Raw genomic sequence first — 25,025 nt, forward strand, 5'->3', positions numbered from 1 at the left:
ACCTTTTAGTAGGCTGGCAACACCACACCACGAATGAGGAGATGAGCATGGCTCTGCTGACCATCGGCGACCAGTTCCCGGCATACAACCTCCAGGCCGTCATCGGAGGTGACCTGTCGAAGGTCGACGCGCAGCAGCCCGACGATTACTTCACCCAGATCACCAGCGACGACCACGCGGGCAAGTGGCGCATCGTGTTCTTCTGGCCCAAGGACTTCACCTTCGTGTGCCCGACCGAGATCGCCGCGTTCGGCAAGCTGAACGACGAGTTCGCCGACCGCGACGCGCAGGTCCTCGGCGCGTCGGTCGACAACGAGTTCGTGCACTTCCAGTGGCGCGCCCAGCACGAGGATCTCAAGACCCTCCCCTTCCCGATCCTGTCCGACCTCAAGCGTGAGCTCGCCACCGCGACCGGCGTGCTCAACGCCGACGGTGTCGCCGATCGCGCGACCTTCATCGTCGACCCGAACAACGAGGTCCAGTTCGTCTCGGTGACCGCCGGTTCGGTCGGCCGCAACGTCGACGAGGTGCTGCGCGTGCTCGACGCCCTGCAGTCCGACGAGCTGTGCGCCTGCAACTGGAAGAAGGGCGATCCGACGATCAACGCCGGCGAACTGCTCTCTGCCAGCGTCTGATCCAGCCTTCCCCACCGATTCACCCTTAGGAGCCCCACTGCCATGAGCATCGAGAACCTCAAGAACTCTCTCCCCGAGTACGCCAAGGACCTCAAGCTCAATCTGTCCTCGCTGGCGCGCACCACGGTGCTCAACGAGCAGCAGCTGTGGGGCACCCTGCTCGCCTCGGCCGCCGCCACCCGCTCGGCCACCACGCTGCGCGAGGTCGCCGAGGAAGCCGCCGACGTGCTCTCCGCCGAGGCCTACGAGGCCGCGCTGGGCGCCGCGTCGATCATGGGCATGAACAACGTGTTCTACCGCGGCAAGGCGTTCCTGGACGGCCGCTACGACGACCTGCGCGCGGGCCTGCGGATGAACATCATCGGCAATCCGGGCGTCGACAAGGCCGATTTCGAGCTGTGGTCGTTCGCGGTGTCCTCCATCAACGGCTGCGCGCACTGCCTGGAGGCGCACGAGAAGACCCTGCGCGAGGCCGGTGTCTCGCGTGAGGTGATCTTCGAGTCGCTGCGCGCCGCGGCGATCGTGGCCGGTGTCGGCCAGGCCGTCGCCTCGACCGAGGCGCTCGCGAACGCCGCGGTCTGATCCACCCGTTCCACGCGGCCCCGCTCCGGATTCCGGTGCGGGGCCGCGGTCGTTCGCCCCGGACACGACCGCCGTCGCGGTTGGCCTACCGCCCGTGACCCGGCCGGTAGGCTCGCGCGCATGAACGCACATGATGTGCCCGATGCCCCGGACATCCAGGTCGAGGTCGTGCGAGTGTTCACCGATCCCGCCGGACATCTCGGCAACGCGCTGGGCATCGCCCGCGCCGGCGACGTCGTAGCCCTGGACCCCCAGGAGCTCGCCGCCCGGCTGGGCTACAGCGAGACCACCGTCTACGAGGACCCGGCCGACGGGGTCGCGCGGGTCCGGATCTTCACGCCCATCAGGGAATTGCCGTTCGCCGGGCATCCCACCGTCGGCACGGCGTGGTGGCTCGCCGAGCAGGGCCTGTCGGTGCACACCCTGCAGGTGCCGGCAGGCCCGGTCGCCGTCAGCCGCACCGAAGGCCTGACCTGGGTCACCGCCCGCGCCGAGTGGACACCGGAATTCACCTTCCACCAGCTGGATTCGCTCGACGAACTGGCCCTGCTGCGGCCCGGCGACTTCGCCGACGGCCAGCACTACTTCTGGGTCTGGACCGACGAGCCGCGCGGGGCGATCCGCACCCGGATGTTCGCCCCCGACATGGGCATCGCCGAAGACGAGGCCACCGGCGCGGCCGCCATCGCGCTCACCGCCCGGCTGCGGCGCGGACTGGTGGTGACCCAGGGACTGGGCTCACAGCTCTACACCGAATGGGATTCCGACGGCTGGGTGCGGCTGGGCGGGCGGGTGTCCGAAGATCACGTGATGGTGCTCTAGCCGCCGAGGGTGCCGCCGAAGCGGCGCAGCCAGGGTGGCCGGGAGGTCCAGTGGCCGCGGCGCTGCGGTGCCTCCGCGGCGCCCACGTCGGCGAGGATCCTGGCCTCGAGCTGACGCGGCGGCGGACGCTGGTCGTCGTCGGCCAGGCGGGCCAGCACCTCGTGCACGCCCCTGACCCGCGCGGCGAAGATCGACAGGCTGTGCGGGGTGGTGGCGGCGAGCTTGTTCTCGATGTGGTGGTGTTCGAGCTCGGCGACGGCATCGAGGGCGTAGGCGTCGGCGAGGGTGAGCACCGATCCCGGCGGGCACCAGGGCGGCCGGGCGCCGGGGCGGGCCAGGCGTTGTTCGGCGAGCCGTTCGATGCCCTCGGCGAGCAACCGGGTGACCATCGGGACGCGCAGACCGAGGTCGCGCCCGATCGTCCGGTAGGTGCGGCCGCCGTAGTAGGCCAGCACGAACACCTCGCAGTGCCGGTCGAGCGGGTCGTCGAAGCCGAGGCGGGCCGAGACCGCCAGCCACGGCATGTCGTCGCCGTCGTTGCGGTTCAGGCGCAGCCGCTGCACCGCGAGCCGGTGGACCTGGGCGAGCAGCCAGGTCTGCTCGGCGCTGAACAGTCCGTGGTCCGGGTCGGGGTACTCGGGGAGCCGATCGCCGTCGCGACCGTAGACGACGCCGCGACCGAAGGCGATGTCGTACTCGATCGGGTCGAGGTCGTGGGTGTCGGTCTTGGTGGCGACGAATGCCGAACGGCCCCAGGGTGTTCCGAGATCGGGCAGCGGCGGTGCCGGTGCGGGGGTGTCGTCCGCCGGGTCGGGTAAGTCGTCGGCGGGCTGGTCGTCGGCGGTGATCCACGGTGTCGCGCGGACGCGGCGGAAGCCCTCGCGGACAACGTCTTCGGCCAGGCCGCGGCGCTGCAGCACGCGCAGCGCGAGCCCGAAGGCGGCCGCACCGGTCGTGCGGTAGAGCTCGCGCACCGCCTCGCGATCCTCGGCGCCGGACAGGATTTCGGGCGCGGACGGCGATGTGCCGCTCCGCGCCTTTTCTGGACCACGCTGCCCATTCATCGTCGAATTCCTGTCCGCACAACGGCAATTCGCAGCCCGAGCGGTTGTGGATCGGTATTCACTGCCCGATCGCGGCGATCAGCATGAACGCGGTGCCGATATCCATCACCAGATGCGGCACCAGCGCCGAGGTCAGCGGGTGGCCGCCGGACGGATGTACCCAGCGCCACCGGCGTGACCGGTGACCGGCGGTGCCGAGCACCAGCAGCGCGTCGAGGACGAACAGCGCGGCCAGCGCGAACGCGGGCCAACCCAGCGCCGCCGCACCATGGTCGGTGCCGTGCCCGCCCATCGCGTACAGCATGGCCGCCGCCGCGACGGTGTGATAGCCGAGCGCGAGCAGCTCGTCGGGCGCGGGTGCCGGGTCGCGGCGCAGGCGGAACAGCCGCTCCCCGAACAGCATCGCGAACGCAACGGTCAGCGCGGTGAGGATGCCGCGCATCGCGTGCGGGTCGCTGGCCACGGGAAAGATCAGCATCGCCAGCATCACCAGGCACATCAGCAGATGCGCGCCGTCGGCGGCGGCATCGACGCGCTGACCCGCCCGCGGCCGGGTCAGCCGACCGACGACGATGAGCGCCGCCACCACGAACGCGACCACCACCAACCATCGCATCACCCCGTTGTCCTGCACGAATTCGGCCACACCCCACCACCTTCGAGTCGGCACCCGCCCACCATGCTCGCACCGCACCGCCGTCCGCTGCACCGTTTTCCCAGCAAACCGGGCTCGCACCGGCGGCTCCGCCGGGTCACCATGGACCGATGAACGACCCCAGCCCCGTGACCACGCACTGGCGAATCACCGTCGACGATCTGACCGGCCCCGAGATCACCGCGCTGCTGACCCGGCATCGCGCCGAGATGGCGGGCAACTCCCCCGCCTGCAGCATGCACGCCCTCGACCTGACCGCCCTGCGGGATCCGGCGGTGACGGTATGGGGCGCGTGGTCGGGCACCCGCCTGGCCGGCTGTGGCGCGCTGCGCACCCTCGATCCGGCGCACGGCGAGATCAAGTCCATGCGCACCGCCGACGGATTCACCGGCCGCGGCGTGGGGGCCGCGGTGCTCGCGCACCTCATCGCGCAGGCCCGGCGGCGCGGCTATCGGCGGCTGAGCCTGGAGACCGGCGCGAGTGCGTTCTTCGCCCCGGCGCGGCGGCTGTATCGGCGCCATGGCTTCACCGAATGCGGACCGTTCGCGGAGTACGTTCTCGATCCGCACAGCCGGTTCTTCACGCTGATGCTCACCTAGTGGGTCGGGCTAGCTGCGTGGCACCCACTGGGCCGGCCCGACTCGCCGAACGCCACCCCGAGGCGGACGGCGACCGGGCCGGCGACACAGACGGCACCGGCTCAGCTGGGTTCACGCGGCGGTCACCGACCCGGCGCGCGGCGGTGGAGCTCAGCCGAGGGCGCGGGCGAAACCGGCGGCGAGTTCGGCGACCTGGGCGTCGGTCATGACGAACGACGGGGAGATCTGCATGGCGCCGCCGCCTGCGGCCCGGCCGGAGATGCCTTGCGCGCGCAGGGCTTTGACCAGGGCGGGGCCCTCGGCGGGGTCGGCGAGCTGGACGGCGGCGACGGCGCCGAGACCGCTGCGGATCTCGCTGACCCGCGGGTGGTCGGCCAGCGGGGCCAGCGCGACGTGCAGGGTCTGTTCGAGCCGGGCGGCCTCTTCGAGCAGGCCCTCGCGTTCGACGATGGCGAGATTGGCCAGGGCGGCCGCGGCGGCGCCCGCGTGACCGCCGTAGGTGTAGCCGTGCCGGAACCAGACACCACCGCCGAAGAACGGTTCGGCCAGGTGCGGGGCGACGAACACCGCGCCCATCGGCACGTACCCGGAGGTGAGGCCCTTGGCGGTGGTCATCAGGTCGGGGCGCAGATCGAAGCGGGTCGAGGCGAACCAGGAGCCGCCGATGCGGCCGAAACCGGTGACGACCTCGTCGGCCACGAACAGGATGTCGTGGTCGCGGCAGATCTGGCGGACCTCGGCGAGGTAGCCCGCCGGCGGCAGGTACACCCCGCCCGCACCGATGATCGGCTCGCAGAAGAACGCGGCGATCTGCTCGGCGCCGACCTCCTCGATCAGGGCCAGCAGCGACTTCGCGTCGTCCCACTCCACCGTGCGGGTATCGGCGACCAGTTCGCCGTAGCCCTCGATATTGGGCGCCAGCCCGCCCAGCGCGGTGCTCGCGTAGTGCATGCCGTGATAGGCCAGGCGGCGCCCGACCAGGATCTTCTTGTCGGTGCGGCCCTGTTCGTACCAGTACCGGCGGGCCAGTTTGGCGGCGGTCTCCACCGAGTCCGAGCCACCGGAGGTGAAGAAGATCTTGCTGCCGGGGATCGGCGCGATCGATGACAGCTTCTCGGCCAGTTCCTGGACCGGCGGCTCGGTGAGGTCGCCGAAGTTGGAGTAGTGGGCGATGGTGCGCAGCTGCGCGGCGACCGCGTCGGCGATCTCGGCGCGACCGTGCCCGACATTGGCGAACCACAGCCCCGCGGTGGCGTCGAGGTATCGCGTGCCCGCGGTGTCGTAGACGTAGGCGCCGTCACCGCGCGCCACGACGAACGCGCCGTCGCGGTCGACGGCACCCATATCGGCGAATCCATGCCAGAGCGCATTCATGGCTCCACACTTACCCGAACCAGCGCGGGTACGCGCGCGGACGCACCCGCGCGTCTCAGTCCGCGGACCGCCGCGCACGCCATCGAGCGGGCAGATCACCCAGCGCGGCCATGGCGACCGCCAGTACGACGAACACCACGGTGAGCACCACCAACCCGATCGCCAGCGACACATATCCCTGCTCGCGGGGATCGAGGAACGGATACGGGTACCAGTCGACGATGGGCCCCCGGATCAGGCTGTACACGCCGTAGACGAGCGGAAACGCCAGCCACTGGCCGATCAGCGCGGGGCCGGTGCGCGGCCGGCGTGGCATGGCGACCAGCAGCCAGTCCAGCAACAGCACCAGCGGCAGGATGCGATGCAGCACATCGTTGATCCACCTGTCGGTGAGCATCACATCGACATTCGCCAGCAGCACCGCGTACACCACCATCGTGATCAGCATGTACAGCGTCACCGCGCCGCGCACGAGCTGCCAGCGCGGACCCTGCGGCGCGAGCACCCCGCCGACCAGCAGTACGAGCACGGCGAGAATGTTCGACTCGATGGTGAAATAGCTCAGATAGTTGGCAAGGGAGAAGGTCGCCGAATCGAGATTGCGCAGCGGGATCCACAGCAGCGCGACCACACCCAGGATCGCGAACCCGACCCGGTACACCCTGATCCACCACGCCGTGCCCGTCGCTGCGCTCATCCCCGGATCGTCGCACGCGAACCCCGCCCGGCAGCCGACATCAGCCCCGGCGACCCGCCGCGTCGCGGCACGCGGAACACGACATGTGCTCCCTGTGGTGTGTCGTCGGTCTCGCCGATCCGGCCCCCGGGCAGCACGGCGGAAAAACCGGTGGCGGGCTTCGCTAGGCTGACAGATGCAATGACCAGGACAGCTAGCACCGGTACCCGCGCGCTGCGCACCCGCCTGGCGGAGGTCTCGCTGCGCGACGAACACCGGCTCCAGCGCAAGCTCGACCGTGCGCGCCCCGATGACCTACCCGCCCTCGAGGCCGAGATCGCCGCCGCCGCGACCCGCGTGGCCAATCGCCGCGCGGCGGTTCCGCGGATCACCTACCCGGAACAACTGCCGGTCTCGGCGCGCCGCGACGATATCGCCGCCGCCATCGCCGCGCACCAGGTGGTGATCGTGGCGGGCGAGACCGGCTCGGGCAAGACCACGCAGATCCCGAAGATCTGTCTGGAGCTGGGCCGCGGCGTCCGCGGCACCATCGGCCACACCCAGCCGCGCAGGCTGGCCGCGCGCACCGTCGCCGAACGCATCGCCGACGAGCTCGGCACCGAACTGGGCGATGTGGTCGGCTACACCGTCCGGTTCACCGATCAGGCGTCGGATCGCACACTGGTCAAGCTGATGACCGACGGCATCCTGCTCGCCGAGATCCAGCGCGACCGGATGTTGCGCCGCTACGACACGATCATCATCGACGAGGCGCACGAGCGCAGCCTCAATATCGACTTCCTGCTCGGCTATCTGAAACAGCTGCTGCCCAAGCGTCCCGATCTGAAGGTGATCATCACCTCGGCGACCATCGATCCGGAGTTGTTCGCCCGCCACTTCGCCGACGCCGAGGGCACCGCGGCCCCGATCGTGGAGGTGTCGGGCCGGTCCTATCCGGTGGAGTTGCGTTACCGGCCGCTGTCGCTGGAACTGCCCGGATCCGATGCCGACGACGAGGACGCCCGTGTCGTCGATCGCGATCCGACCGATGCCGTCGCCGACGCCGTCACCGAGTTGTTCGCCGAGGGCGACGGTGACGTGCTGGTGTTCCTGTCCGGCGAACGCGAGATCCGCGACACCGCCGACGCGCTGCGGGATCTGCGCCTGCCCCGCACCGAGGTGGTGCCGCTGTACGCGCGGCTCTCGGCCGCCGAGCAGCACAAGGTGTTCACCCCGCACACCGGTCGCCGGGTGGTGCTGGCCACCAATGTCGCCGAGACCTCGCTGACCGTGCCCGGCATCCGCTATGTCGTCGATCCGGGCACCGCCCGGATCTCGCGCTATTCGATGCGGACCAAGGTGCAGCGGCTGCCGATCGAACCGGTCTCGCAGGCCTCGGCGCGGCAGCGTTCCGGCCGCTGTGGCCGCGTGGCCGACGGCATCGCCATCCGGCTGTACTCCGAGGACGATTTCGAGTCGCGGCCCGCGTTCACCGAACCCGAGATCCTGCGCACCAATCTGGCCGCGGTCATCCTGCAGATGACCGCGCTCGGCCTCGGCGACATCGAGAGCTTCCCGTTCGTGGAGGCGCCGGACCGCCGGGCGATCCGCGACGGCATCGCGCTGCTCGAGGAACTCGGCGCGCTGGCGCACGGCAGCGCGAAAGCCGTGGACGGTGAGGCGCATTCGGGCGGGCATCTCACGCTCACCCCGATCGGGCGCGAGATGGCGCAGCTGCCGGTGGACCCGCGCATGGCGCGCATGCTGGTCGAGGCGCACCGCAACGGCTGCCTCGACGAGGTGCTGGTGATCGTGGCCGCGCTGTCGATCCAGGACGTGCGCGAACGGCCGGTCGAGCAGCAGCAGGCCGCCGACACCCAGCATGCCCGCTTCACCGTCGACGGCTCGGATTTCCTGGCCTACCTGCGCCTGTGGGACTACCTCACCGAGCAGCGCAAGTCGTTGTCGTCCAACCAGTTCCGGCGCATGTGCCGCGAGGAGTTCCTGCACTACCTGCGCATCCGCGAATGGCAGGACCTGCACGGTCAGCTGCGCACAATCACCCGGGGGCTCGGCTGGAACGACGCCGGCACGTCGTCGCGATCCGACTCCGGCGACGACACCGGCACCGGGAGGAACCCGGGGCGACGCGGCCGGGCACGCGACCAGCGGGAACCGGGCGCCGGCGATGCCGCGACGGAAGCCGGGCCTGCGCAGTCCCCGGGGCGCGCTCGGCGCGGACGCGGACAGCGGGCCGGCCAGCCGGCATCGGCCACGCGATCCACCGGTGGGTCCGGGACCGCGGCCACCGCCCGAACCAGGCCGGCGGCGAAACCCGAACGCGGATCGGCCGATTCGCCCACCGGATCGCACGACCACGGTGCACGCCGAAAGGCCCCGGCGGGAACCGTGCGCGCGTCCACGGAATCGGCGGCGGCCGATGCCGAGGCGGCCATGCCGTGGCCCAGTGCGCAGATCCATCAGTCGCTGCTGGCCGGCATGCTCTCGCATATCGGTGTGCGGGAAGCCGAATCGCGCGAGTTCCTGGGCGCGCGCAATGCCAAGTTCATGATCTTCCCCGGTTCGTCGCTGGCCAAGAAGCCGCCGCGCTGGGTGATGGCCGCCGAGCTGGTGGAGACGTCCCGGCTGTGGGGCCGGATCGCGGCGAAGGTGGAACCCGAGTGGGCCGAGCGGCTCGCGGGCGATCTGGTGAAACGCACCTATTCCGAACCGCATTGGTCGTCCAAGCGGGGCGCGGCCCGCGCCTACGAGCGGGCCACGCTCTACGGCGTGCCGCTGGTGACGGGCCGACCGGTCGACTACGGCCGCATCGATCCCGAGCTCTCCCGCGAACTGTTCCTCCGTCACGCCCTTGTCCAGGGCGAGTGGCAGACCCGCCACGGCTTCTTCGCCCGCAACCGCGCCCTGATCGACGATGTCGCTGACCTCGAGCACCGGGCCCGCCGCCGCGACATCCTCGTCGACGACGAAGTGCTCTTCGAGTTCTACGACCAGCGCGTCCCCGCCGACATCGTCTCGGTGCGCCACTTCGACAGCTGGTGGCGCAAGGCCGAGCGCACAGACGCTGGGCTGCTGGACTTCTCGACCGACACCGTGGTCAACGCGGGCGCCGCCGCGCTGGACCCCACCGATTTCCCGGACGCCTGGCGCCAGGGCGAGCTCAGCTTCCCACTGACCTACCAGTTCGAACCGGGCCGCGACGACGACGGCGTGACCGTCCGCGTCCCGGTCGAACAGCTCGCCCACGTGCGCGCGGTCGGCTTCGACTGGCTGGTGCCCGGCATGCGCGAGGAACTCGCCGCCGCGTTCATCAAGACCCTGCCCAAGAACCTACGTCGCGCGGTCGTGCCCGCCCCCGATTTCGCGGCCGCGGCCCTGCGCGGGCTGACCCCGCGCGCCGAACCGCTGCGCACCGGACTCGCGCGTGAACTGTCGCGGCTGGGTTCGGTCACCGTCACCGCCGAGGATCTCTCGCCCACCGCGCTGCCGGATCACCTGCGGATGACCTTCGCCGCAGTCGATCAGCGCGGGACCGTGCTGGCCAAGAGCAAGAACCTCGCCCAGCTGAAAGCGCGACTGGCCGAACAGGTCTCGGCCTCGGTCGCCCGCGCCACCGCCGGTGCCGAGCGCGCGCCGGCCACGGTGTGGACCTCCGAGTCGCTCGGTTCGGTCGCGCCGACGGTGCGCCGCGAGGTGGCCGGGCAGACCGTGACCGGCTATCCGGCGCTGGTGCCCGAGGGCGACGGCGTCGCGGTGCGCGTGCTGAGTTCCCCCGGGGAACAGGCCGCGGCGATGCGCGCCGGCGTGCGCACCCTGCTGCTGGCCGCGATTCCCACCTCCACGCGCGCGGTCACCGCCGGGCTCCCCGCCGCCGACCGGCTCGCCCTGAGCCAGAACCCGGACGGGTCACTGGACAAGCTGGTCGAGGACTGCCGGGTGGCCGCCGCCGACGAACTGATCGCGAAGGCCGGCGGGCCCGTGCGCGATCCCGCGGAGTTCGACAAGCTCGTGGCCACCGTGCGCCCGCAACTCGCCGGGGCCGTCGGCACCCTGATCCGCACCGTCGCGCCGGTACTGTCGGCGGCGCATCGGGCCCGCGCCGCGCTGGCCGAGACCACCGAGACCGATATCGCCGAGGACGTCCGCCAGCAGCTCGACGACCTGCTGTTCCCCGGTTTCGTGGCCGAATGGGGCCGGGCCCGGCTGCGCGAGCTGCCGCGCTACCTGCTCGCCGCGGCCCAGCGCCTGGAATCGCTGCCGGGTTCGGCGGTGCGCGACCGCCACGGCATGGTCGAGGTGGACCGGATGCTGGCCGCCTACGACAAGCTGGTCCGGAGCCTGCCCGAGGGGCGCAGGCACGCGCGCGATGTCACCGAGATCTGGTGGATGATCGAGGAATTGCGGGTCAGCCTGTTCGCGCAGAAGCTGGGCACGCCGTATCCGGTGTCGGCCAAGCGGATCGAGAAGGCGATCGGCGCGATCCGGCGCTGAGGTGGGTCAGTCGGCGACCGCGGCCGCGGCGCGGGCGGCCCGCATCTCGGTGATCTCGCGTTCGAAATCGGCGGCGCTGGTGAAGGATCGGTACACCGAGGCGAACCGCAAGTAGGCCACCTCGTCGAGATCGCGCAGCGGGCCGAGGATGGCCAGGCCGACCTCGTGACTGGGCACCTCGGGAGAACCCTTGGCGCGCACCGCGTCCTCGACCTGCTGGGCCAGCAGGTTCAGCGCGTCGTCGTCGACTTCGCGGCCCTGGCAGGCGCGGCGCACACCGACGATCACCTTCTCGCGGCTGAACGGCTCGGTGACACCACTGCGCTTGACCACCGACAGGATCGCGGTCTCGACGGTGGTGAACCGGCGAGCGCAGGCCGGGCAGGATCGACGGCGGCGGATGGCCGTGCCCTCCTCGACTTCGCGCGAGTCGACCACTCGCGAGTCAGGGTGTCGGCAATACGGGCAATGCATCCGAGGGTTCCTTCGTCGATGCGCACTCCATGGCTCTTGACAGGATACCGGTCAGGACCGCACGAGCTGCCACTGCGTGGTCAAGTCCGTGATGATCTCCGGTAACCGGGCGATCATCCGGCCCCGATCGAGCTTGGCGGCGAAGGGTTCGCGGTACACCGAGACCGCGCGCGCAGGGTCGGTGACCAGGTCGAGATGGCGGGGCACGAGGTCGGCGGTGATGTAGGCCCAGCGGTCGGCGCGGTCGGCCCAGTTGAAGGCGGGCAGCGGCATTCGCAGTCCGAGCGTGCTGCCGGGCGCGCCGACGGCGACCGGGGCGTAGACGCCGGGGGCCCGGGTGCCGGGCACGGCCGGTTTGCCCGCTACGGTGGTGACGTAGGTGAGGACCCGGCCCATGCCGTCGCGTCCGGCGGCGGTCACGTCCCACTGGTCGGCGACGATGTGGTTCTGTTCGCGATCGGTCATCCGGATCAGCGCGTCGGTGCGACCGGCGGTGGTGCCGCTGTCGATGCCGGCCCAGGCGGTGTGGATGCCGTCGTCGAGCAGACCGGCCGCGGCCATCTTGTCGATGCCGGCCATCCCCTCGGCGATGTAGGCCTCGTGCATCGGCACCAGGTCGGTGAAGATGTGTTTCTGCATGATCATCAGCCGGGTCTGGTACCAGGCCATGTCCGCGGCGGTCAGACGCGGGCCGAGTTGCGCCAGGCCGGTGATGTCGGCGGGCACCTCGGCGAGCAGCTCGGGCGGGACGGCGCGCAGGATGTCGGCCGCGACCGAACCCAGTTCGTGGATGCCCGCCACCGAGAGCACCCCGGCGATATCGCCGACATCGAAGAAGCCCGAGGCGAACGAGCCGCCCGCGATGCCCGCCAGGCCCGCCCAGTAGAAGTCGGGGTGCGCGGCGGCGATGCGGAAGTAGTTGACATACACCTGGGTGAAGGTGGCGGTGTTGGCCGCGACACCGCGATACGGCTCCCAGCCGGCCAGGTCGATCTGCGCGTTGCCGGTGGCGACGACGAGCCAGTACTGGTGCAGCAGGGTCGCGTAGCGGGTGGGTGCGATGCCGTCGGCCCGCGCCGCGTCGAGCGCGGTCCGCAGCGGTTCCTCAGACAGTGGCAGCTCCGGGTGCAGGCCACCGCCGAATTCCCCGTCGGCATTGAGTGCTGGGAGGTCGAGGTAGCCGGCGTAGCTGGTGCGCGCGTGCGCGGTGGGCGCGAGCACGGCGCCGAGGAGAACACAGAGCAGAAGAGCGATCGAACAGCGGCGCACGAGACCTCGCATCCGGCTTCGACCAGGGCGGTCGTTCCCCGGTTCACGATGCGGGTCACGCTAGCAACGTGTTCTAGTTCTGGCGTGATTTTCGTCTGAGACAGTGATCTTGAACCGTCTGGCCTACCGGCGGGAAACCCCTACGGTGCAGCCGGTTCCACATCAGGGCAGCCCGGGCGTAAGCCCCCTGGACGGCAGGTCGGCGGGCTCCGAGATCGACGGGACGGGGACCTCGACGCGATCACCGAAGCTGCCCGCACGCAGATGCGCGAGCCCGAGGAAGGCGACGACGATCAGCGCCGTCGCCAATGCGGTCACCGCCAGTGCGGCGAACCCCCGCTGCGCCCGTTCGACCCGGCGCAGCGGGTGCGCGCCGCGCGCCGGGCGGGCCGGCACCCGGCCGCGCGTGTAGAGCGCGAGTTCACTGCGCGGTCCGGTCACCCGGTCGACCCGGATGGGCCGCGCCACCGGACGGGCCGGCGGCTCCGAGCGCGGCACCGTGGCGAAGGCGAGATCGACCTCGGCGTCGGTGAGGTCGAAGATCCGGCTGCGCCGCTCGGTGCGGACGAGCTCGGCGGGCGGCAGCTCGATCCGGCGATCGGCCGGCGCGGCGGTGCGAACCAGGACGCCGCGCGGCTCGGGTGACACGCTCGCCGCCCCGGCCTGCTCGACGGCGTCCGGCAGGGCCGCGACCGGCACTCGAGGACTGTCGAGCCGGGGCCGGGCCGCACCGCGCAGCAGCGTGAAAGGCCGTGGGGCGCGTGTGGTCCGGCGGCGCCGGAGCACCGGCTCGCCGGTACCGGCTCGGTCGTGGGAACGCAGGGCGCCGGTCGCTGTGCTCATCGGAAGTACCTCCGGGGTGGTGTGCTCCGCTGCTGAAGGAAACCGCTGGTGAGGCCACTTCGCCTGCCGCGGTTCGAACATGTGTGCGACGAACTGATGTTCGATTTCTACCACGTACCGACGTCTATGTCAGCACGAAACGCCCGACATGCTCGAACAGATGTTTGATAGTTCGGCGTGGCCCGACTAGCCTCGGAAGAGCGAATTCGACCAGGGAAAGGGCGGGATAACGGTGACCCACACAGACGACACGGGTGACGAAAGCGCTACCGGCACCGTCACATCGGGATCCGGTGCGGATCTCACCGTGCGTCAACGCACGGTCCTCGATGTCATCCGCACCTCGGTGACCGAACGTGGCTATCCGCCCAGCATCCGCGAGATCGGCGACGCGGTCGGGCTCACCTCCACCTCGTCGGTGGCCCACCAGCTGCGCGCGCTCGAACGCAAGGGCTACCTGCGCCGCGACCCGAATCGTCCACGCGCGGTGAACGTCCGCGGGCTCGACGAGGCGGTCCGCTCGGTGACGACGCTGCCGGCCGAGCAGCCCGACGAGGCCGATCCGAGCCGCCCCACCCCGACCTTCGTCCCGGTCCTGGGCCGGATCGCCGCCGGCGGCCCGATCCTGGCCGAGCAGGCCGTGGAAGAGGTCTTCCCGCTGCCGCGCGAGCTGGTCGGCGACGGATCACTGTTCCTGCTCAAGGTCGTCGGGCAGTCGATGGTCGACGCGGCCATCTGCGACGGCGACTGGGTCGTGGTGCGCCAGCAGAACGTCGCCGAGGGCGGCGACATCGTGGCCGCCATGATCGACGGCGAAGCCACGGTGAAGACGTTCAAACGCGCGGGCAAGGATGTCTGGCTGATGCCGCACAACCCGCACTTCGAGCCGATCCCGGGCAACGACGCGCAGATCCTCGGCAAGGTCGTCACGGTCATCCGCAAGATCTAGCGGCGCACGCTCGCGTCCATCTCCCAGATCAGCAGTTCGGCGGCGGTCACGGCGGTCACGCGGTGGCCGCCGGTCGCCGTCAGGCGCACGGCATCGCCCTGGTCGAGCACATCCCCGAGGCCACCGGCACCAGGGCATTGCGGGCGAGTTCGCCGTCGATGTCGAGTTCCTGGTAGCTGGGCGCCACCCCGGCGGTATCCGGTGGAATCCACATCTGCACCACGTGCAGCCGCTCGGTCTCCCGGTACCCCGCGCCGTTGCGTTCGGAATGCCGGATGCCGGTGCCCGCGCTCATCCGCTGGGCGAGCCCGGGACGGATGACGCCGGAATGCCCCGACGAATCCTGACAGCGGGTAACCCCCGCGGCGGCGCGGGCATTCCGCGCCGCCGGGATCAGGCGGTGTGGATCACCAGGGCAGCGCGGCGCGCAGGCGTCCGGTCAGGCTGCGGCCGGAGTCACGGTCCCGTTCGGTGAACAGGAACTGGAGCTCCTCCTCCAGGCTCTTGCGGACCACATCGCGCAGGTCGGCGGCGGCACCGTCGACATCTTCGGCCTCGAGCCACGGCGTGGGGTCGATGGGTGTGCCCGCGGAGAAGTAGAACCGTTCGGGGCGCGGGATCGGGGTCGGCCCGATGCCCTTGACCAGCGGCGGGTTCAGCTCGGGGTTGATGCCGAGCAGGTCGCAGGTCCAGCGCAGCGGCCGCATCACCGGATGCTGACCGTCGAAGACGATGTCGTAGGCGTCGTCGATGCCGATCATCGCCAGCGGCACGATCGGCACCCCGGCCTGGATCGCCATCCGCGCGAAGCCGGTGCGGCCCTCCCACTTGAGCACGTACTTCTCGCCCTTGCGCCGGATCGCCTCGCGCCCGCCGCCGGGGAACACCACCACGGCCTCACCCTGTTCGAGCAGGGCCAGGCAGTTGGACCGGGTACCGCGCACCGCACCGAAACGGTGCAGGATGGCGCGCAGGCCCGGCTGCATCAGCACATGCTCGGCCAGCCCACGCACCAGCCGGCCGCGCGAGCGCAGCACCGCGGGCATCAGCAGCGGCGCGTCCAGGCCGCCGAGCAGATTGTGGTTGGCCACGATCAGCACCGGCCCGTCGGCCGGAATGTTCTCCAGACCGAAGAAGCGCGGGCTCGTCCAGGCCCGCAGCGGCGCGAAGACCGCCTCGAACGCCCGGATCTCCCATTCGCTCGGCGCCGGCCGCAGCGGCGCCCCGTCGGAGAGGATCCGGCCGCCCTGCCCGGCCCGTCCTGTCCCGTTCTCGTTCACCATTCCCTGACCCTGATGGTCGTTCGACATAACACCCTCCTGCTGTCGACTTTCGACCATAGCTTCCGAAATACGCTGTGTCGCATCGGCATTTGGCCGCTACCAGCGGGCAAATCAGCGAAAAAGATCAGCTGAGTGCCGGTGCGGCAGGACCGGAGTGCGCGTACTCGGACAGCGCCGCCGCGAGGGCGTGCGGCACGCGAGCACGGACCCGGGTCCCGCCTTCCTCGTGGTCGGAGGAGATGATACGGCCGTCGGCGTGGATGCGGGCGAGCAGGTCACCGCGGCTGTAGGGCAGCAGGACCGTGATGTCGGCGTCGAGCCCGCCGAGCACCTCGGACAGCCGCTCGCGCAACTCCTCGATCCCGGCGCCGGTGTGCGCGGAGACGAATGCGGCGTCGGTGAGCATGCCGCGCAGCCGGGTGAGCTCGTTCGGGTCGGCCGCGTCGATCTTGTTGACCACCAGCAGCTCGGGTGGCGCGGCGGTGCCCTGCTCCTTGATCACATCGGTGATCACCTCGCGCACGGCCTTGATCTGCTCGAGTGGCAGCGGGTCGGAACCGTCGACGACGTGCAGCAGCAGATCGGCGCCGGTCACCTCCTCGAGCGTGGAACGGAACGCCTCGACCAGCTGGGTCGGCAGGTGGCGCACGAATCCGACGGTGTCGGTGAAGACCATTTCGCGGCCGTCGTCGAGGGCGGCGCGGCGGGTGGTCGGGTCCAGGGTGGCGAACAGCGCGTCCTGCACCAGCAGCCCGGCGCCGGTGAGCGCGTTCATCAGGCTGGACTTGCCCGCGTTGGTGTAGCCGACGATCGCCACCGCGGGCACCCCGCTGGCGCTGCGGCGCGCGCGCATGGTGTCGCGGGCGGTCTTCATCTCGCGGATCTCGCGGCGCAGCTTGGCCATCCGCTCGCGGATGCGGCGGCGGTCGGTCTCGATCTTGGTCTCACCGGGACCACGCAGACCGACGCCACCGTTGCTGCCCGCCCGGCCACCGGCCTGCCGTGACATCGACTCACCCCAGCCGCGCAGCCGGGGCAGCATGTATTCCATCTGCGCCAGCGCGACCTGGGCCTTGCCCTCGCGGGAGGTGGCGTGCTGGGCGAAGATGTCGAGGATCAGCGCGGTGCGGTCGATGACCTTGACCTTGACGACCTTCTCCAGCGCGGTGAGCTGGGCCGGAGTGAGCTCGCCGTCGCAGATCACGGTGTCGGCGCCGCTGTCGAGGACCACGGTGCGCAGTTCCTCGGCCTTGCCGGAGCCGATGTAGGTGGCCGGGTCGGGCTTGTCGCGACGCTGGATCAAGCCTTCGAGAACCTCCGAGCCCGCGGTCTCGGCGAGCGCGGCCAGTTCGACCATGCTCGCCTCGGCCTGCGCGGCGCTGCCGGTGGTCCACACACCGACCAGCACGACCCGCTCGAGGCGCAGCTGGCGGTACTCGACCTCGGTGATGTCGGCGAGTTCGGTGGACAGCCCGGCGACGCGGCGCAGCGAGGAGCGCTCGTCGAGCTGCATCTCGCCGACGGTGGGTTCGGGCGCCCAGCCGGGACGCTGCATGCGCGCCGCGTGCCTGGCGAGCGCGTCGTCGACGTCGCCGCGGTCGGCGGTGACGCCGGGATCGGCCGTGCCGGTGCGCTCGGCCGTGGTGTCTGTGGGTGTTTCTGGTTTCGTCATACGCCCTCCATGCTGCCACGTCTCGGTGACCGGGCGCATCCGGTTATCGGCGCTGCTGCGCGTCCCACCAGTCCCGCGACAGCGTGCCGATGGCCAGCAGCACCGAGGGGCCGCGCAGCCAGGCGTGTCCGTCGGTGACGGTCACCCGCACCTGGCCGCCCGGTACGCGCACCACGACCTCGCCGCTGCCCGCACCGATCGAGCGGCCTGCCGCGGTGAGCGCGGCAGCGGCCGCGGCGACGGTGCCGGTGCCACACGAGCGGGTCTCGCCGACGCCGCGCTCGTAGACGCGCATGTCGACGGCGTCGTCCGGACCGAGCGCGGTGAGGATCTCGACATTGACCCCGTGCGGGAACAGGTCGGGGTCGAATCCGGGCGAGAGGGTGAGGTCGAGACCGGCCAGCGCCTCGGCGGTCAGCCCGGCGTCGACGCAGGCCAGGTGCGGATTGCCGACATCGATGCCGATCCCGGACAGCGGCCTGCCGCCCAGCGTCGCGGTGGACGGGCCGAGTTCGCGGACCTCGCCCATGTCCACGGTGACCTCACCGTCGACCGCACCGGCCGCGTGCACCACCACCGGGCGGGCGCCGGCCCGGCTGCCCACGACGTATTCGGTGCCGGTCGCGAGCCCGGTGGCGCTGAGGTAGTGCGCGAACACCCGCACGCCGTTGCCGCACATCTCGGCGATCGAGCCGTCGGCATTGCGGTAGTCCATGAACCAGTCCTCGCCGCCCACCCCGGTGGGCAGCGCGTCGAGCACGCCCGCCGACACCAGCGCGCCGGCCTTCGCGACCCGCAGCACGCCGTCGGCGCCCAGCCCGCGCTGCCGATCGCACAGGGCGGTGACGCGGCCGGCGGTCAGGTCGAGGCGGACCTGCGGGTCGGGCAGCACCACGAAGTCGTTCTGGGTGCCGTGGCCCTTGCTGAATTCGATGTCGGACACAGCCGTCATTCTCCTCTGCGGGTTCGGTGCGGCCGTTACCGGGCGAAGGTGCGCCGCTGCCGGGCGATCTCGTAGAGCCCGATCGCGCCCGCCGAGGGCGCGCCCAGCGAGCTGGCGGTACCGCCCATCGGGATGGTCACCAGGTCGTCACACGCCTCGGCCCAGGCCGCGCTCATGCCGGTGGTCTCGTTGCCGACCACCAGGATGGTCGCCTCGGTGAAGTCGTAGTCGTAGATGGTGCTCGGCGCGGCCTCGTCGGTGCCGACGATCCGGGTGGGGATGCCGCGCGCGATCTGGCGGTCCCGGAATTCCAGGACCTGGGCCGGTCCGGCGGCGCGCAGCACCGGGACCGAGAACAGCGAGCCGGTGGAGGCGCGCACGGCCTGCGGGTCGTACTGGTCGGCGCCGTGGCCGGTGACGATGACCCCGGACGCGCCGAAGGCGTCGGCGGAGCGGATCAGGGTGCCCAGGTTGCCGGGCGAGTTCGGCCGGTCGAACACCACGACCACCGGCGCGTCCTCCCCCGGTTCGCCCGGCGCGAACTCGGCCGGATCGAGCTGGCGCGAGACCGCGACCGCGACGATCTCCGGAATACTCGCCGACTTCTCCCCCAGTTCGGCCATCAGCTCGGGCACCAGCCCGACCTGCGGCACCTCGGAGGTGTCGAGTACCTCGCGCGCCCAGCTGGACAGGTCAGGGGTGCCCAACCGGTACAGCAGGGTCTCGAGCGGCCAGCCGTTGTCGATGGCCTGGGTGATCGGGCGCACGCCCTGCACGAGGAACCTGCCGTCACGATGACGTTTCGTGCGGTTGTTGAGGTAGGCCTGCCACACCTGCACCGAGGCATTGCGGGTGCTCACTCGTCGGCTCACTGCGCGGTCCGTCCTGTCTGTGCTGTTCGGGGCGAGTCGAGCAGTGCCAGCGCGGTCGCGGCCAGCTCGGGGTCGGCGCCGTCGACCCAGGTCACCCGGGGATCGCGACGGAACCACGACCGCTGCCTGCGCACGTACCGGCGGGTGCCGATCAGGGTGCGCTCGCGGGCGTGGGCGAGATCGTATTCGCCGTCGAGGTGGGCCAGTACCTGGGCGTAGCCGATGGCACGGCGGGCGGTCTGGCCCTCGCGCAAGCCGTGCGCGAGCAGCGCGTGGACCTCCTCGACCAGACCACTGTCGAACATGAGGTCGGTGCGGACCTCGATGCGTGCGTCCAGGGCGGCGGTCTCCCGGTCGACGCCCAGGATCCGGGTGTCCCAGCGCGGGGCGCCGATCGTGGGGGCCGAGGCGGCGAACGGCTTGCCGGTCAGCTCGACCACCTCGAGCGCGCGCACCATCCGCCTGCCGTCGGTGGGCAGGATGGTGTCGGCGGCGGCCGGGTCGGCTGCCCGCAGGGCCGCGTGCACAGCCGCCACGCCGCCCTCGGCGAGCAGCGCCTCCCAGCGGGCCCGCACCTGCGGATCGGTGGCGGGGAAGTCCCACTGGTCCAGCAGCGCCTGCACGTACATCATCGAGCCGCCGACGATCACCGGCACCCGGCCACGCGCCAGCAGTTCCTCGATCACGGTGGTGGCCGCGCTCTGGTAGGCGGCGACGGTCGCGGTCTCGGTGACGTCCAGGACGTCGAGCAGATGGTGCGCGATGCCGCGGCGCTGCTCCGGCGGCAGCTTCGCGGTGCCGATGTCCATGCCGCGGTAGAGCTGCATCGCGTCGATATTGACGATCTCGCCGCCGAGGCGTTCGGCCAGGTCGAGGGCCAGATCGGATTTTCCGGTCGCGGTGGGGCCGACGACCGCGATGGGGCGACCGTGCCTGCTGGTCACTGGCCGGTGCCCTCCTGTCCGTTCGGCTGCCACACGCTCACGTCGTAGCCGACACCGAAGGGTGCGCCCTGGTAGAGGGTACGTACCAGCGGATCGGCCGGGTCGGCGGCGAACAGCCCACCCAGCGCCTGGTAGGCGGCGCGGCCGTCGAGCAGCAGTTGCGCGGACAACTCCGGGTCGAGGGCGGCCAGCCCGGCGCGGGAACCGGCGCGCAGGGCGGTGTCGAGGGCGGCCTGGGCCGGGGCGGCACGCTCGTCGAGGTAGCCGGGCGCCCCGACGGTCAACGTCGCGGCGCCGTCGGCGACGACGAGGACCGCGTGCGGCACCGGATCTGCGTCGAGTTCGGCCCGCAGTACCGCGCCGGCGCGCACGCACTGCGCGGGCGCGGTGTCGTCGGCGAGCAGCCGCGCACGCACCGAGATCGCCGGGGACACCTGTTCCCGCAACCATCCGGCGACCAGCACCGGCAGCGGAAGCTGAGCGTCTGCCGGCCCGGCCGCTCGCGTGCCCGGCCCCAGCCCGACGACGACGTCGGCGCCGAAGCCACGGAACGTCCCGACGGTCCCCGGATCGAAGTTCTCCGCCCGCGCGCCGACACCGAGCACCGTCCAGCGGTCGGCGGCGGCGGCCAGCGCGCCCGCGGCCGCGAGGGCAGCGGCGCGCAGCACCGCGACCGGATCGTCGGGATCGCCGCCGGGAGCCGGTGGCCGCCCGCACAGTTCGGGCACCAGCATCGGCGGCGACGGGACCAGGGCCGCTATCGAGAACACGCGGTAACCGTAGCCGGAGCGTGCGACGGGCCCCGCATCCGGCGCACCGCGACCCCGGCGGCGGTCTGCGAGTGTCCGGCGCGGTGATACCCGCCGAGATTGCTAGTGTTTTCACGTGCGACTACCCACGTCGTCCGGGACGAAATCCCAGGAAATCCGGCATCCGATCACCCGGATCGATGGTTTCCTCGGCTCGAACCGGGTTCAATGGGATGTGCTAGGGCGTAACCAGGCAGCCGTGACGCGCGGCAGGGACGGAGAGCAATGACCGACAGCAACGGAACCGCGAAGCCCACCCCCGGGCCGGGCCCGCGACCGTCCGGTACCCCCAAGCCCGGCGGGAAGTCCCCGCGTCCGCCGAAGCCGCACGCCGTGAAACCGGCGCCGGGTCCGGATCAACCGCATCCGCACGCGATGGTCGTGCCGACCGTGACCGACCCCAGCAAGTGGGGCCGCGTCGACGAGGACGGCACCGCCTGGGTCAAGACCGCCGACGGCGAACGGATCATCGGCTCCTGGCAGGCCGGCGACGCCGCCGAGGGGCTCGAGCACTTCGGCCGCCGCTTCGACGACCTCGCCACCGAGGTGGCGCTGCTCGAAGCGCGGCTGGCCGCGGGCGCCGATGCCCGCAAGACCAAGGCCGCCGCCGTGGCGATCGCCGAGACGTTGCCGACCGCGGCCGTCATCGGTGACATCGACGGCCTCGCGACCCGCCTGCAGGCCATCACCGAGCACTCCGAGGAAGCCGCCGCGCACGCCAAGGAGGAGAAGGAACGCGCCAGGCACGAGCACACCGAGCGCAAGGAAGCCCTCGCCGCCGAGGCCGAGCAGATCGCCGCCGAATCCACCCAGTGGAAGCACGCGGGCGACCGGCTGCGCGAGATCCTCGACGAGTGGAAGTCCATCCGCGGTGTCGATCGCAAGGTCGACGACGCGCTGTGGAAGCGCTACTCCAAGGCCAGGGAGGCGTTCAACCGCCGCCGCGGCGCCCACTTCGCCGAACTCGACCGCGAACGCGCCTCGGCCAAGACGCGCAAGGAAGAGCTGTGCGTGCGCGCCGAAGAACTCTCCGGCTCCACCGACTGGACCGGTACCGCCGCGGTGTTCCGCGATCTGCTCACCGAGTGGAAGGCCGCGGGCCGCGCGCCACGCGAGGCCGACGAGGCACTGTGGCGCCGTTTCAAGAGCGCCCAGGACGTGTTCTTCGCCGCCCGCAACGCCGCCGTCTCCGAGCGCGACGCGGAGTTCGAGCACAACGCCACCGCCAAGCTGGAACTGCTGCGCGCCTACGAGCACATCGACCCGGCCGCCGGGCTCGACGCCGCCCGCAACGCGCTGCGCGAACTGCAGGACAAGTGGGACGCCATCGGCAAGGTGCCGCGCGAGCGCATGCAGGAGCTGGAAGGCAAGCTGCGGACCATCGAGAAGCGGGTGCGCGACGCCGCCGATCAGCAGTGGCGCCGCACCGACCCGGAAGCCGTGGCCAGGGCCGCGCAGTTCCGCGAGCGGGTCGCCCAGTTCGAGGAGCAGGCCGCCAAGGCCACCGCGGCGGGCAAGAAGCGCGACGCGGAGAAGGCCCTCGAACAGGCCAAGCAGTGGCGCGAGTGGGCCGACGCAGCTGAAGGCGCCGTCAGTAACCGCTGACGGACACAGAACGACGAAACCCCCAGCACCCGTCGAGGGCTGGGGGTTTCTTCGTCGAAGCTGCTATTCGCCGGTGAGGCGTTTGCGGTCGCGCTCTTCGGCCTCGCGGGCGGCGTTGCGGCGCTGTTCTTCGGCCGCCAGCTGGACGGCGGTGCGGCTCCACACCACGCGCACCCAGTGGAAGGTGAGCACCATGATGGCGATCGTGCCCAGGATCAGGCCGATGCCGGGGCCCGCGCCCTCGTAGTTGCCCAGACCGGGCGTCTGCCGGTGCCAGATGGACAGCACGCCGAACACACTCGCCACCGCCGAGCCCGCGACCGCCAGCCAGGCCAGCACCCAGCGGCGGGTGGTCAGAGCCAGCAGCGAGAAGCCGACGCCGAACACGATGACCAGCCACACGAACAGCCGGGAGGGCAGGCCGATGTGCTCGAGACGCGCGGCATCGGTGTTGAGCAGCACGTCGAACCCGCGCGCGGTGCCCGCATGCGGCAGCACCAGCGAGACGAGCAGCGCGAAGACCGCGCCCGCCACCACCATCGCCCGCGCACCGGGGTCGATCTCGCCGGCGATACGGCGTTCCACCGCGTCGAGCTCGCCGCGGAACTGTTCGAAGTCCTGGTCGTCGTCCACCCGGTTCACCGCGTTCTCGCTCCTGTCGGCAGGCTGATCGTTGCTCGGCTCCTGTGCGCCTGGCTCCACTGTGCCATCACCGCTCGCGCCGTCGTCCGCCGACCCACTACGGCCGGTAGTAGGGTCCGGGGTCTCGCCTGTGCTCACGCCGAGCAGCCGGTCGAGCAGCCGCTGTCCACGGTCTCGACGACCGGCGCGCCGATGCGCGGCAGGCCGAGACCGACACCGATCGGCGCGGTCTTGGGCATCACGCCGCGTTCGTGCGCGTCACCGGCACGGGTACGCCGGTGTGACTTCACGACGCTGTCGGCGATCAGGTGGTGCGGGGCGGCGGCGGTGATGTCGACGGTGACCAGGTCACCGGGGCGGATGCCCGCGTCGGTGCCCGGCCGGAAGTGCACCAGCCTGCCGTCGCGCGCCCGGCCGCTCATCCGCGCGGTGGCCGCGTTCTTCTTGCCCGCGCCCTCGGCGACGAGCAGTTCCACCTCGGTCCCGATCAGCGCCTGGTTGGCCTCGAGCGAGACCTGCTCCTGCACCGCGATCAGCCGGTCGTAGCGCTCCTGCACCACGGCCTTGGGCAGCTGATCGGGCAGTTCGGCGGCGGGCGTACCGGGCCGCTTGGAGTACTGGAAGGTGTAGGCGCTGGTGAACCGCGCCCGGCGCACCACATCCAGGGTCTCCTGGAAGTCCTCCTCGGTCTCGCCGGGGAAGCCGACGATGATGTCGGTGGTGATCGAGGCGTGCGGCATCGCGGCGCGCACCTTGTCGATGATGCCGAGGAAGCGTTCCTTGCGGTAGGAGCGCCGCATCGCCTTGAGCACCCGGTCCGAGCCGGACTGCAGCGGCATGTGCAGCTGCGGGCAGACCGTCGGGGTCGCCGCCATCGCCTCGATGACGTCGTCGGTGAACTCGGCCGGATGCGGCGAGGTGAACCGCACCCGCTCCAGGCCCTCGATCTGCCCGGTCGCGCGCAGCAGCTGGGCGAAGGCGCCGCGGTCGCGCGGCTGCTCCGGGTCGACGAAGTTCACACCGTAGGAGTTGACGTTCTGACCGAGCAGCGTCACCTCGAGCACGCCCTGCTCGACCAGCGCCTGCACCTCGGCGAGCACGTCACCGGGGCGACGGTCGACCTCCTTGCCACGCAGCGCGGGCACGATACAGAAGGTGCAGGTGTTGTTGCAGCCCACCGAGATCGACACCCAGCCGGCGTAGGCCGACTCACGCTTGGCGGGCAGGGTGGACGGGAAGGCCTCCAGCGATTCGAGGATCTCGACCTGGGCCTGCTCGTTGTGGCGGGCACGTTCGAGCAGCACCGGCAGCGAGCCGATGTTGTGCGTGCCGAAGACCACGTCCACCCACGGCGCCTTGCGCACCACGGTCTCGCGGTCCTTCTGCGCCAGGCAGCCGCCGACGGCGATCTGCATGCCGGGGCGGCCCTGCTTGACCGGGGCCAGATGGCCGAGGGTGCCGTAGAGCTTGTTGTCGGCGTTCTCGCGCACCGCGCAGGTGTTGAACACCACCAGGTCGGGGGTGTCGGTGGGGGCGGCCTTCACATAGCCCGCGTCTTCGAGCAGCCCGGACAAGCGTTCGGAGTCGTGTACGTTCATCTGGCAGCCGAAGGTGCGGACCTCGTAGCTGCGCGCCTGCGTGTGCGCGCGCTGCGTCGCGTCCTGTCCGTTCGAATCCACCCGTCCAGGGTACGGCCCACGTCTGATGTGGTCTGCGTCGCGGTCCGTCCGACGTCCGAGGTACCGGCAGGTTACCGGCAGGTTGCGGTTCGGCGTGCCGCGACGGCGAGTCACCGAAAGGC

Annotated in this window: 22 protein-coding genes and 1 pseudogene; 7 read left to right on the plus strand and 16 right to left on the minus strand. The window is 71.1% G+C overall.

What is annotated here, in order from left to right; genetic code table 11:
- Window positions 1-47: 47 nt before the first annotated feature.
- The 3 genes from ACFXK0_RS17850 (at window position 48) to ACFXK0_RS17860 (ending at window position 2,039) form a co-directional block, all read left to right on the plus strand.
- The gene (locus ACFXK0_RS17850; RefSeq protein ID WP_379411476.1) at window positions 48-635 is read left to right on the plus strand and encodes a peroxiredoxin; all 588 of its coding nucleotides are present in this window, start codon (window positions 48-50) and stop codon (window positions 633-635) included.
- 42 nt (window positions 636-677) lie between these two features.
- Window positions 678-1,217 carry a carboxymuconolactone decarboxylase family protein gene (locus ACFXK0_RS17855; RefSeq protein ID WP_379411478.1) on the plus strand — a complete coding sequence of 180 codons (540 nt, stop codon included), beginning with the start codon at window positions 678-680 and terminating at the stop codon, window positions 1,215-1,217.
- Window positions 1,218-1,337: 120 nt separating this feature from the next.
- Window positions 1,338-2,039: a PhzF family phenazine biosynthesis protein gene (locus ACFXK0_RS17860; RefSeq protein WP_379411480.1), complete on the plus strand. Its 702-nt coding sequence runs from the start codon at window positions 1,338-1,340 to the stop codon at window positions 2,037-2,039.
- On the opposite strand, the gene ACFXK0_RS17865 is transcribed toward ACFXK0_RS17860, so the two are convergent.
- Entirely contained in the window at window positions 2,036-3,103 is a 1,068-nt protein-coding gene (locus ACFXK0_RS17865; RefSeq protein WP_379411481.1) for a hypothetical protein, read from the minus strand. The two genes, ACFXK0_RS17860 and ACFXK0_RS17865, sit on opposite strands and share 4 nt — an antisense overlap.
- A 58-nt stretch (window positions 3,104-3,161) precedes the next feature.
- A complete protein-coding gene (locus ACFXK0_RS17870) occupies window positions 3,162-3,749 on the minus strand; it encodes a DUF5134 domain-containing protein (RefSeq protein WP_379411483.1) in 588 nt (195 codons plus the stop codon).
- Between the two features lie 119 nt (window positions 3,750-3,868).
- Between ACFXK0_RS17870 and ACFXK0_RS17875 the strand changes: the two genes are divergently transcribed.
- Window positions 3,869-4,357: a GNAT family N-acetyltransferase gene (locus ACFXK0_RS17875; protein WP_379411484.1), complete on the plus strand. Its 489-nt coding sequence runs from the start codon at window positions 3,869-3,871 to the stop codon at window positions 4,355-4,357.
- Window positions 4,358-4,507: 150 nt separating this feature from the next.
- Here ACFXK0_RS17875 and ACFXK0_RS17880 read toward each other — a convergent pair whose 3' ends face one another.
- Complete coding sequence (locus ACFXK0_RS17880) at window positions 4,508-5,731, minus strand: aspartate aminotransferase family protein (RefSeq protein ID WP_379411486.1); 1,224 nt, start codon at window positions 5,729-5,731, stop codon at window positions 4,508-4,510.
- A 55-nt stretch (window positions 5,732-5,786) separates the two neighbouring features.
- Window positions 5,787-6,428 (minus strand): Pr6Pr family membrane protein, encoded by a 642-nt coding sequence (locus ACFXK0_RS17885; RefSeq protein ID WP_379411487.1) that lies wholly within the window; start codon window positions 6,426-6,428, stop codon window positions 5,787-5,789.
- Window positions 6,429-6,608: 180 nt separating this feature from the next.
- Here ACFXK0_RS17885 and hrpA point away from each other — a divergent pair, with 180 nt between their 5' ends.
- On the plus strand, window positions 6,609-10,919 hold the full coding sequence (hrpA, locus tag ACFXK0_RS17890; RefSeq protein WP_379411489.1) for an ATP-dependent RNA helicase HrpA: 4,311 nt from the start codon (window positions 6,609-6,611) through the stop codon (window positions 10,917-10,919).
- A 6-nt stretch (window positions 10,920-10,925) separates the two neighbouring features.
- On the opposite strand, the gene nrdR is transcribed toward hrpA, so the two are convergent.
- The 3 genes from nrdR to ACFXK0_RS17905 form a co-directional block, all read right to left on the minus strand.
- The gene (gene nrdR, locus ACFXK0_RS17895; RefSeq protein ID WP_379411490.1) at window positions 10,926-11,393 is read right to left on the minus strand and encodes a transcriptional regulator NrdR; all 468 of its coding nucleotides are present in this window, start codon (window positions 11,391-11,393) and stop codon (window positions 10,926-10,928) included.
- 51 nt (window positions 11,394-11,444) lie between these two features.
- A complete protein-coding gene (locus ACFXK0_RS17900) occupies window positions 11,445-12,614 on the minus strand; it encodes a hypothetical protein (protein WP_379411491.1) in 1,170 nt (389 codons plus the stop codon).
- Between the two features lie 210 nt (window positions 12,615-12,824).
- Window positions 12,825-13,505, minus strand: a complete 681-nt coding sequence (locus ACFXK0_RS17905; RefSeq protein WP_379411493.1) for a hypothetical protein — start codon at window positions 13,503-13,505, stop codon at window positions 12,825-12,827.
- Between the two features lie 232 nt (window positions 13,506-13,737).
- On the opposite strand from ACFXK0_RS17905, the gene lexA reads away from it, so the two are divergent.
- Complete coding sequence (gene lexA, locus ACFXK0_RS17910; protein ID WP_379411495.1) at window positions 13,738-14,454, plus strand: transcriptional repressor LexA; 717 nt, start codon at window positions 13,738-13,740, stop codon at window positions 14,452-14,454.
- On the opposite strand, the pseudogene ACFXK0_RS17915 reads toward lexA, so the two are convergent.
- The 7 genes and pseudogenes from ACFXK0_RS17915 to ACFXK0_RS17945 all read right to left on the minus strand — a co-directional run.
- Window positions 14,451-14,800, minus strand: a pseudogene (locus ACFXK0_RS17915) (pirin family protein); the annotation flags it as partial. The gene lexA and the pseudogene ACFXK0_RS17915 overlap by 4 nt on opposite strands.
- Before the next feature lie 61 nt (window positions 14,801-14,861).
- Window positions 14,862-15,764, minus strand: a complete 903-nt coding sequence (locus ACFXK0_RS17920; protein ID WP_379411496.1) for a lysophospholipid acyltransferase family protein — start codon at window positions 15,762-15,764, stop codon at window positions 14,862-14,864.
- Between the two features lie 97 nt (window positions 15,765-15,861).
- A complete protein-coding gene (gene hflX, locus ACFXK0_RS17925; protein ID WP_379411603.1) occupies window positions 15,862-17,292 on the minus strand; it encodes a GTPase HflX in 1,431 nt (476 codons plus the stop codon).
- Window positions 17,293-17,452: 160 nt separating this feature from the next.
- Window positions 17,453-18,343 (minus strand): diaminopimelate epimerase, encoded by an 891-nt coding sequence (gene dapF / locus ACFXK0_RS17930; protein ID WP_379411604.1) that lies wholly within the window; start codon window positions 18,341-18,343, stop codon window positions 17,453-17,455.
- A 44-nt stretch (window positions 18,344-18,387) separates the two neighbouring features.
- Window positions 18,388-19,212 (minus strand): TrmH family RNA methyltransferase, encoded by an 825-nt coding sequence (locus tag ACFXK0_RS17935; RefSeq protein WP_379411498.1) that lies wholly within the window; start codon window positions 19,210-19,212, stop codon window positions 18,388-18,390.
- Window positions 19,213-19,220: 8 nt separating this feature from the next.
- A complete protein-coding gene (gene miaA, locus ACFXK0_RS17940; protein ID WP_379411500.1) occupies window positions 19,221-20,168 on the minus strand; it encodes a tRNA (adenosine(37)-N6)-dimethylallyltransferase MiaA in 948 nt (315 codons plus the stop codon).
- Window positions 20,165-20,938 (minus strand): hypothetical protein, encoded by a 774-nt coding sequence (locus ACFXK0_RS17945; protein WP_379411501.1) that lies wholly within the window; start codon window positions 20,936-20,938, stop codon window positions 20,165-20,167. Before ACFXK0_RS17945 ends, miaA begins: the two co-directional genes overlap by 4 nt.
- Before the next feature lie 264 nt (window positions 20,939-21,202).
- Here ACFXK0_RS17945 and ACFXK0_RS17950 point away from each other — a divergent pair, with 264 nt between their 5' ends.
- Window positions 21,203-22,582: a DUF349 domain-containing protein gene (locus tag ACFXK0_RS17950; protein ID WP_379411502.1), complete on the plus strand. Its 1,380-nt coding sequence runs from the start codon at window positions 21,203-21,205 to the stop codon at window positions 22,580-22,582.
- A gap of 63 nt (window positions 22,583-22,645) precedes the next feature.
- Here ACFXK0_RS17950 and ACFXK0_RS17955 read toward each other — a convergent pair whose 3' ends face one another.
- Together ACFXK0_RS17955 and miaB are read right to left on the minus strand one after the other, a co-directional pair.
- On the minus strand, window positions 22,646-23,224 hold the full coding sequence (locus ACFXK0_RS17955) for a hypothetical protein (RefSeq protein WP_379411504.1): 579 nt from the start codon (window positions 23,222-23,224) through the stop codon (window positions 22,646-22,648).
- Window positions 23,225-23,358: 134 nt separating this feature from the next.
- Window positions 23,359-24,903 (minus strand): tRNA (N6-isopentenyl adenosine(37)-C2)-methylthiotransferase MiaB, encoded by a 1,545-nt coding sequence (gene miaB / locus ACFXK0_RS17960; protein WP_379411505.1) that lies wholly within the window; start codon window positions 24,901-24,903, stop codon window positions 23,359-23,361.
- Window positions 24,904-25,025: the final 122 nt, after the last annotated feature.

Source organism: Nocardia sp. NPDC059177 (genome assembly GCF_042755165.1).
In the GTDB taxonomy this organism is placed as follows: domain Bacteria; phylum Actinomycetota; class Actinomycetes; order Mycobacteriales; family Mycobacteriaceae; genus Nocardia.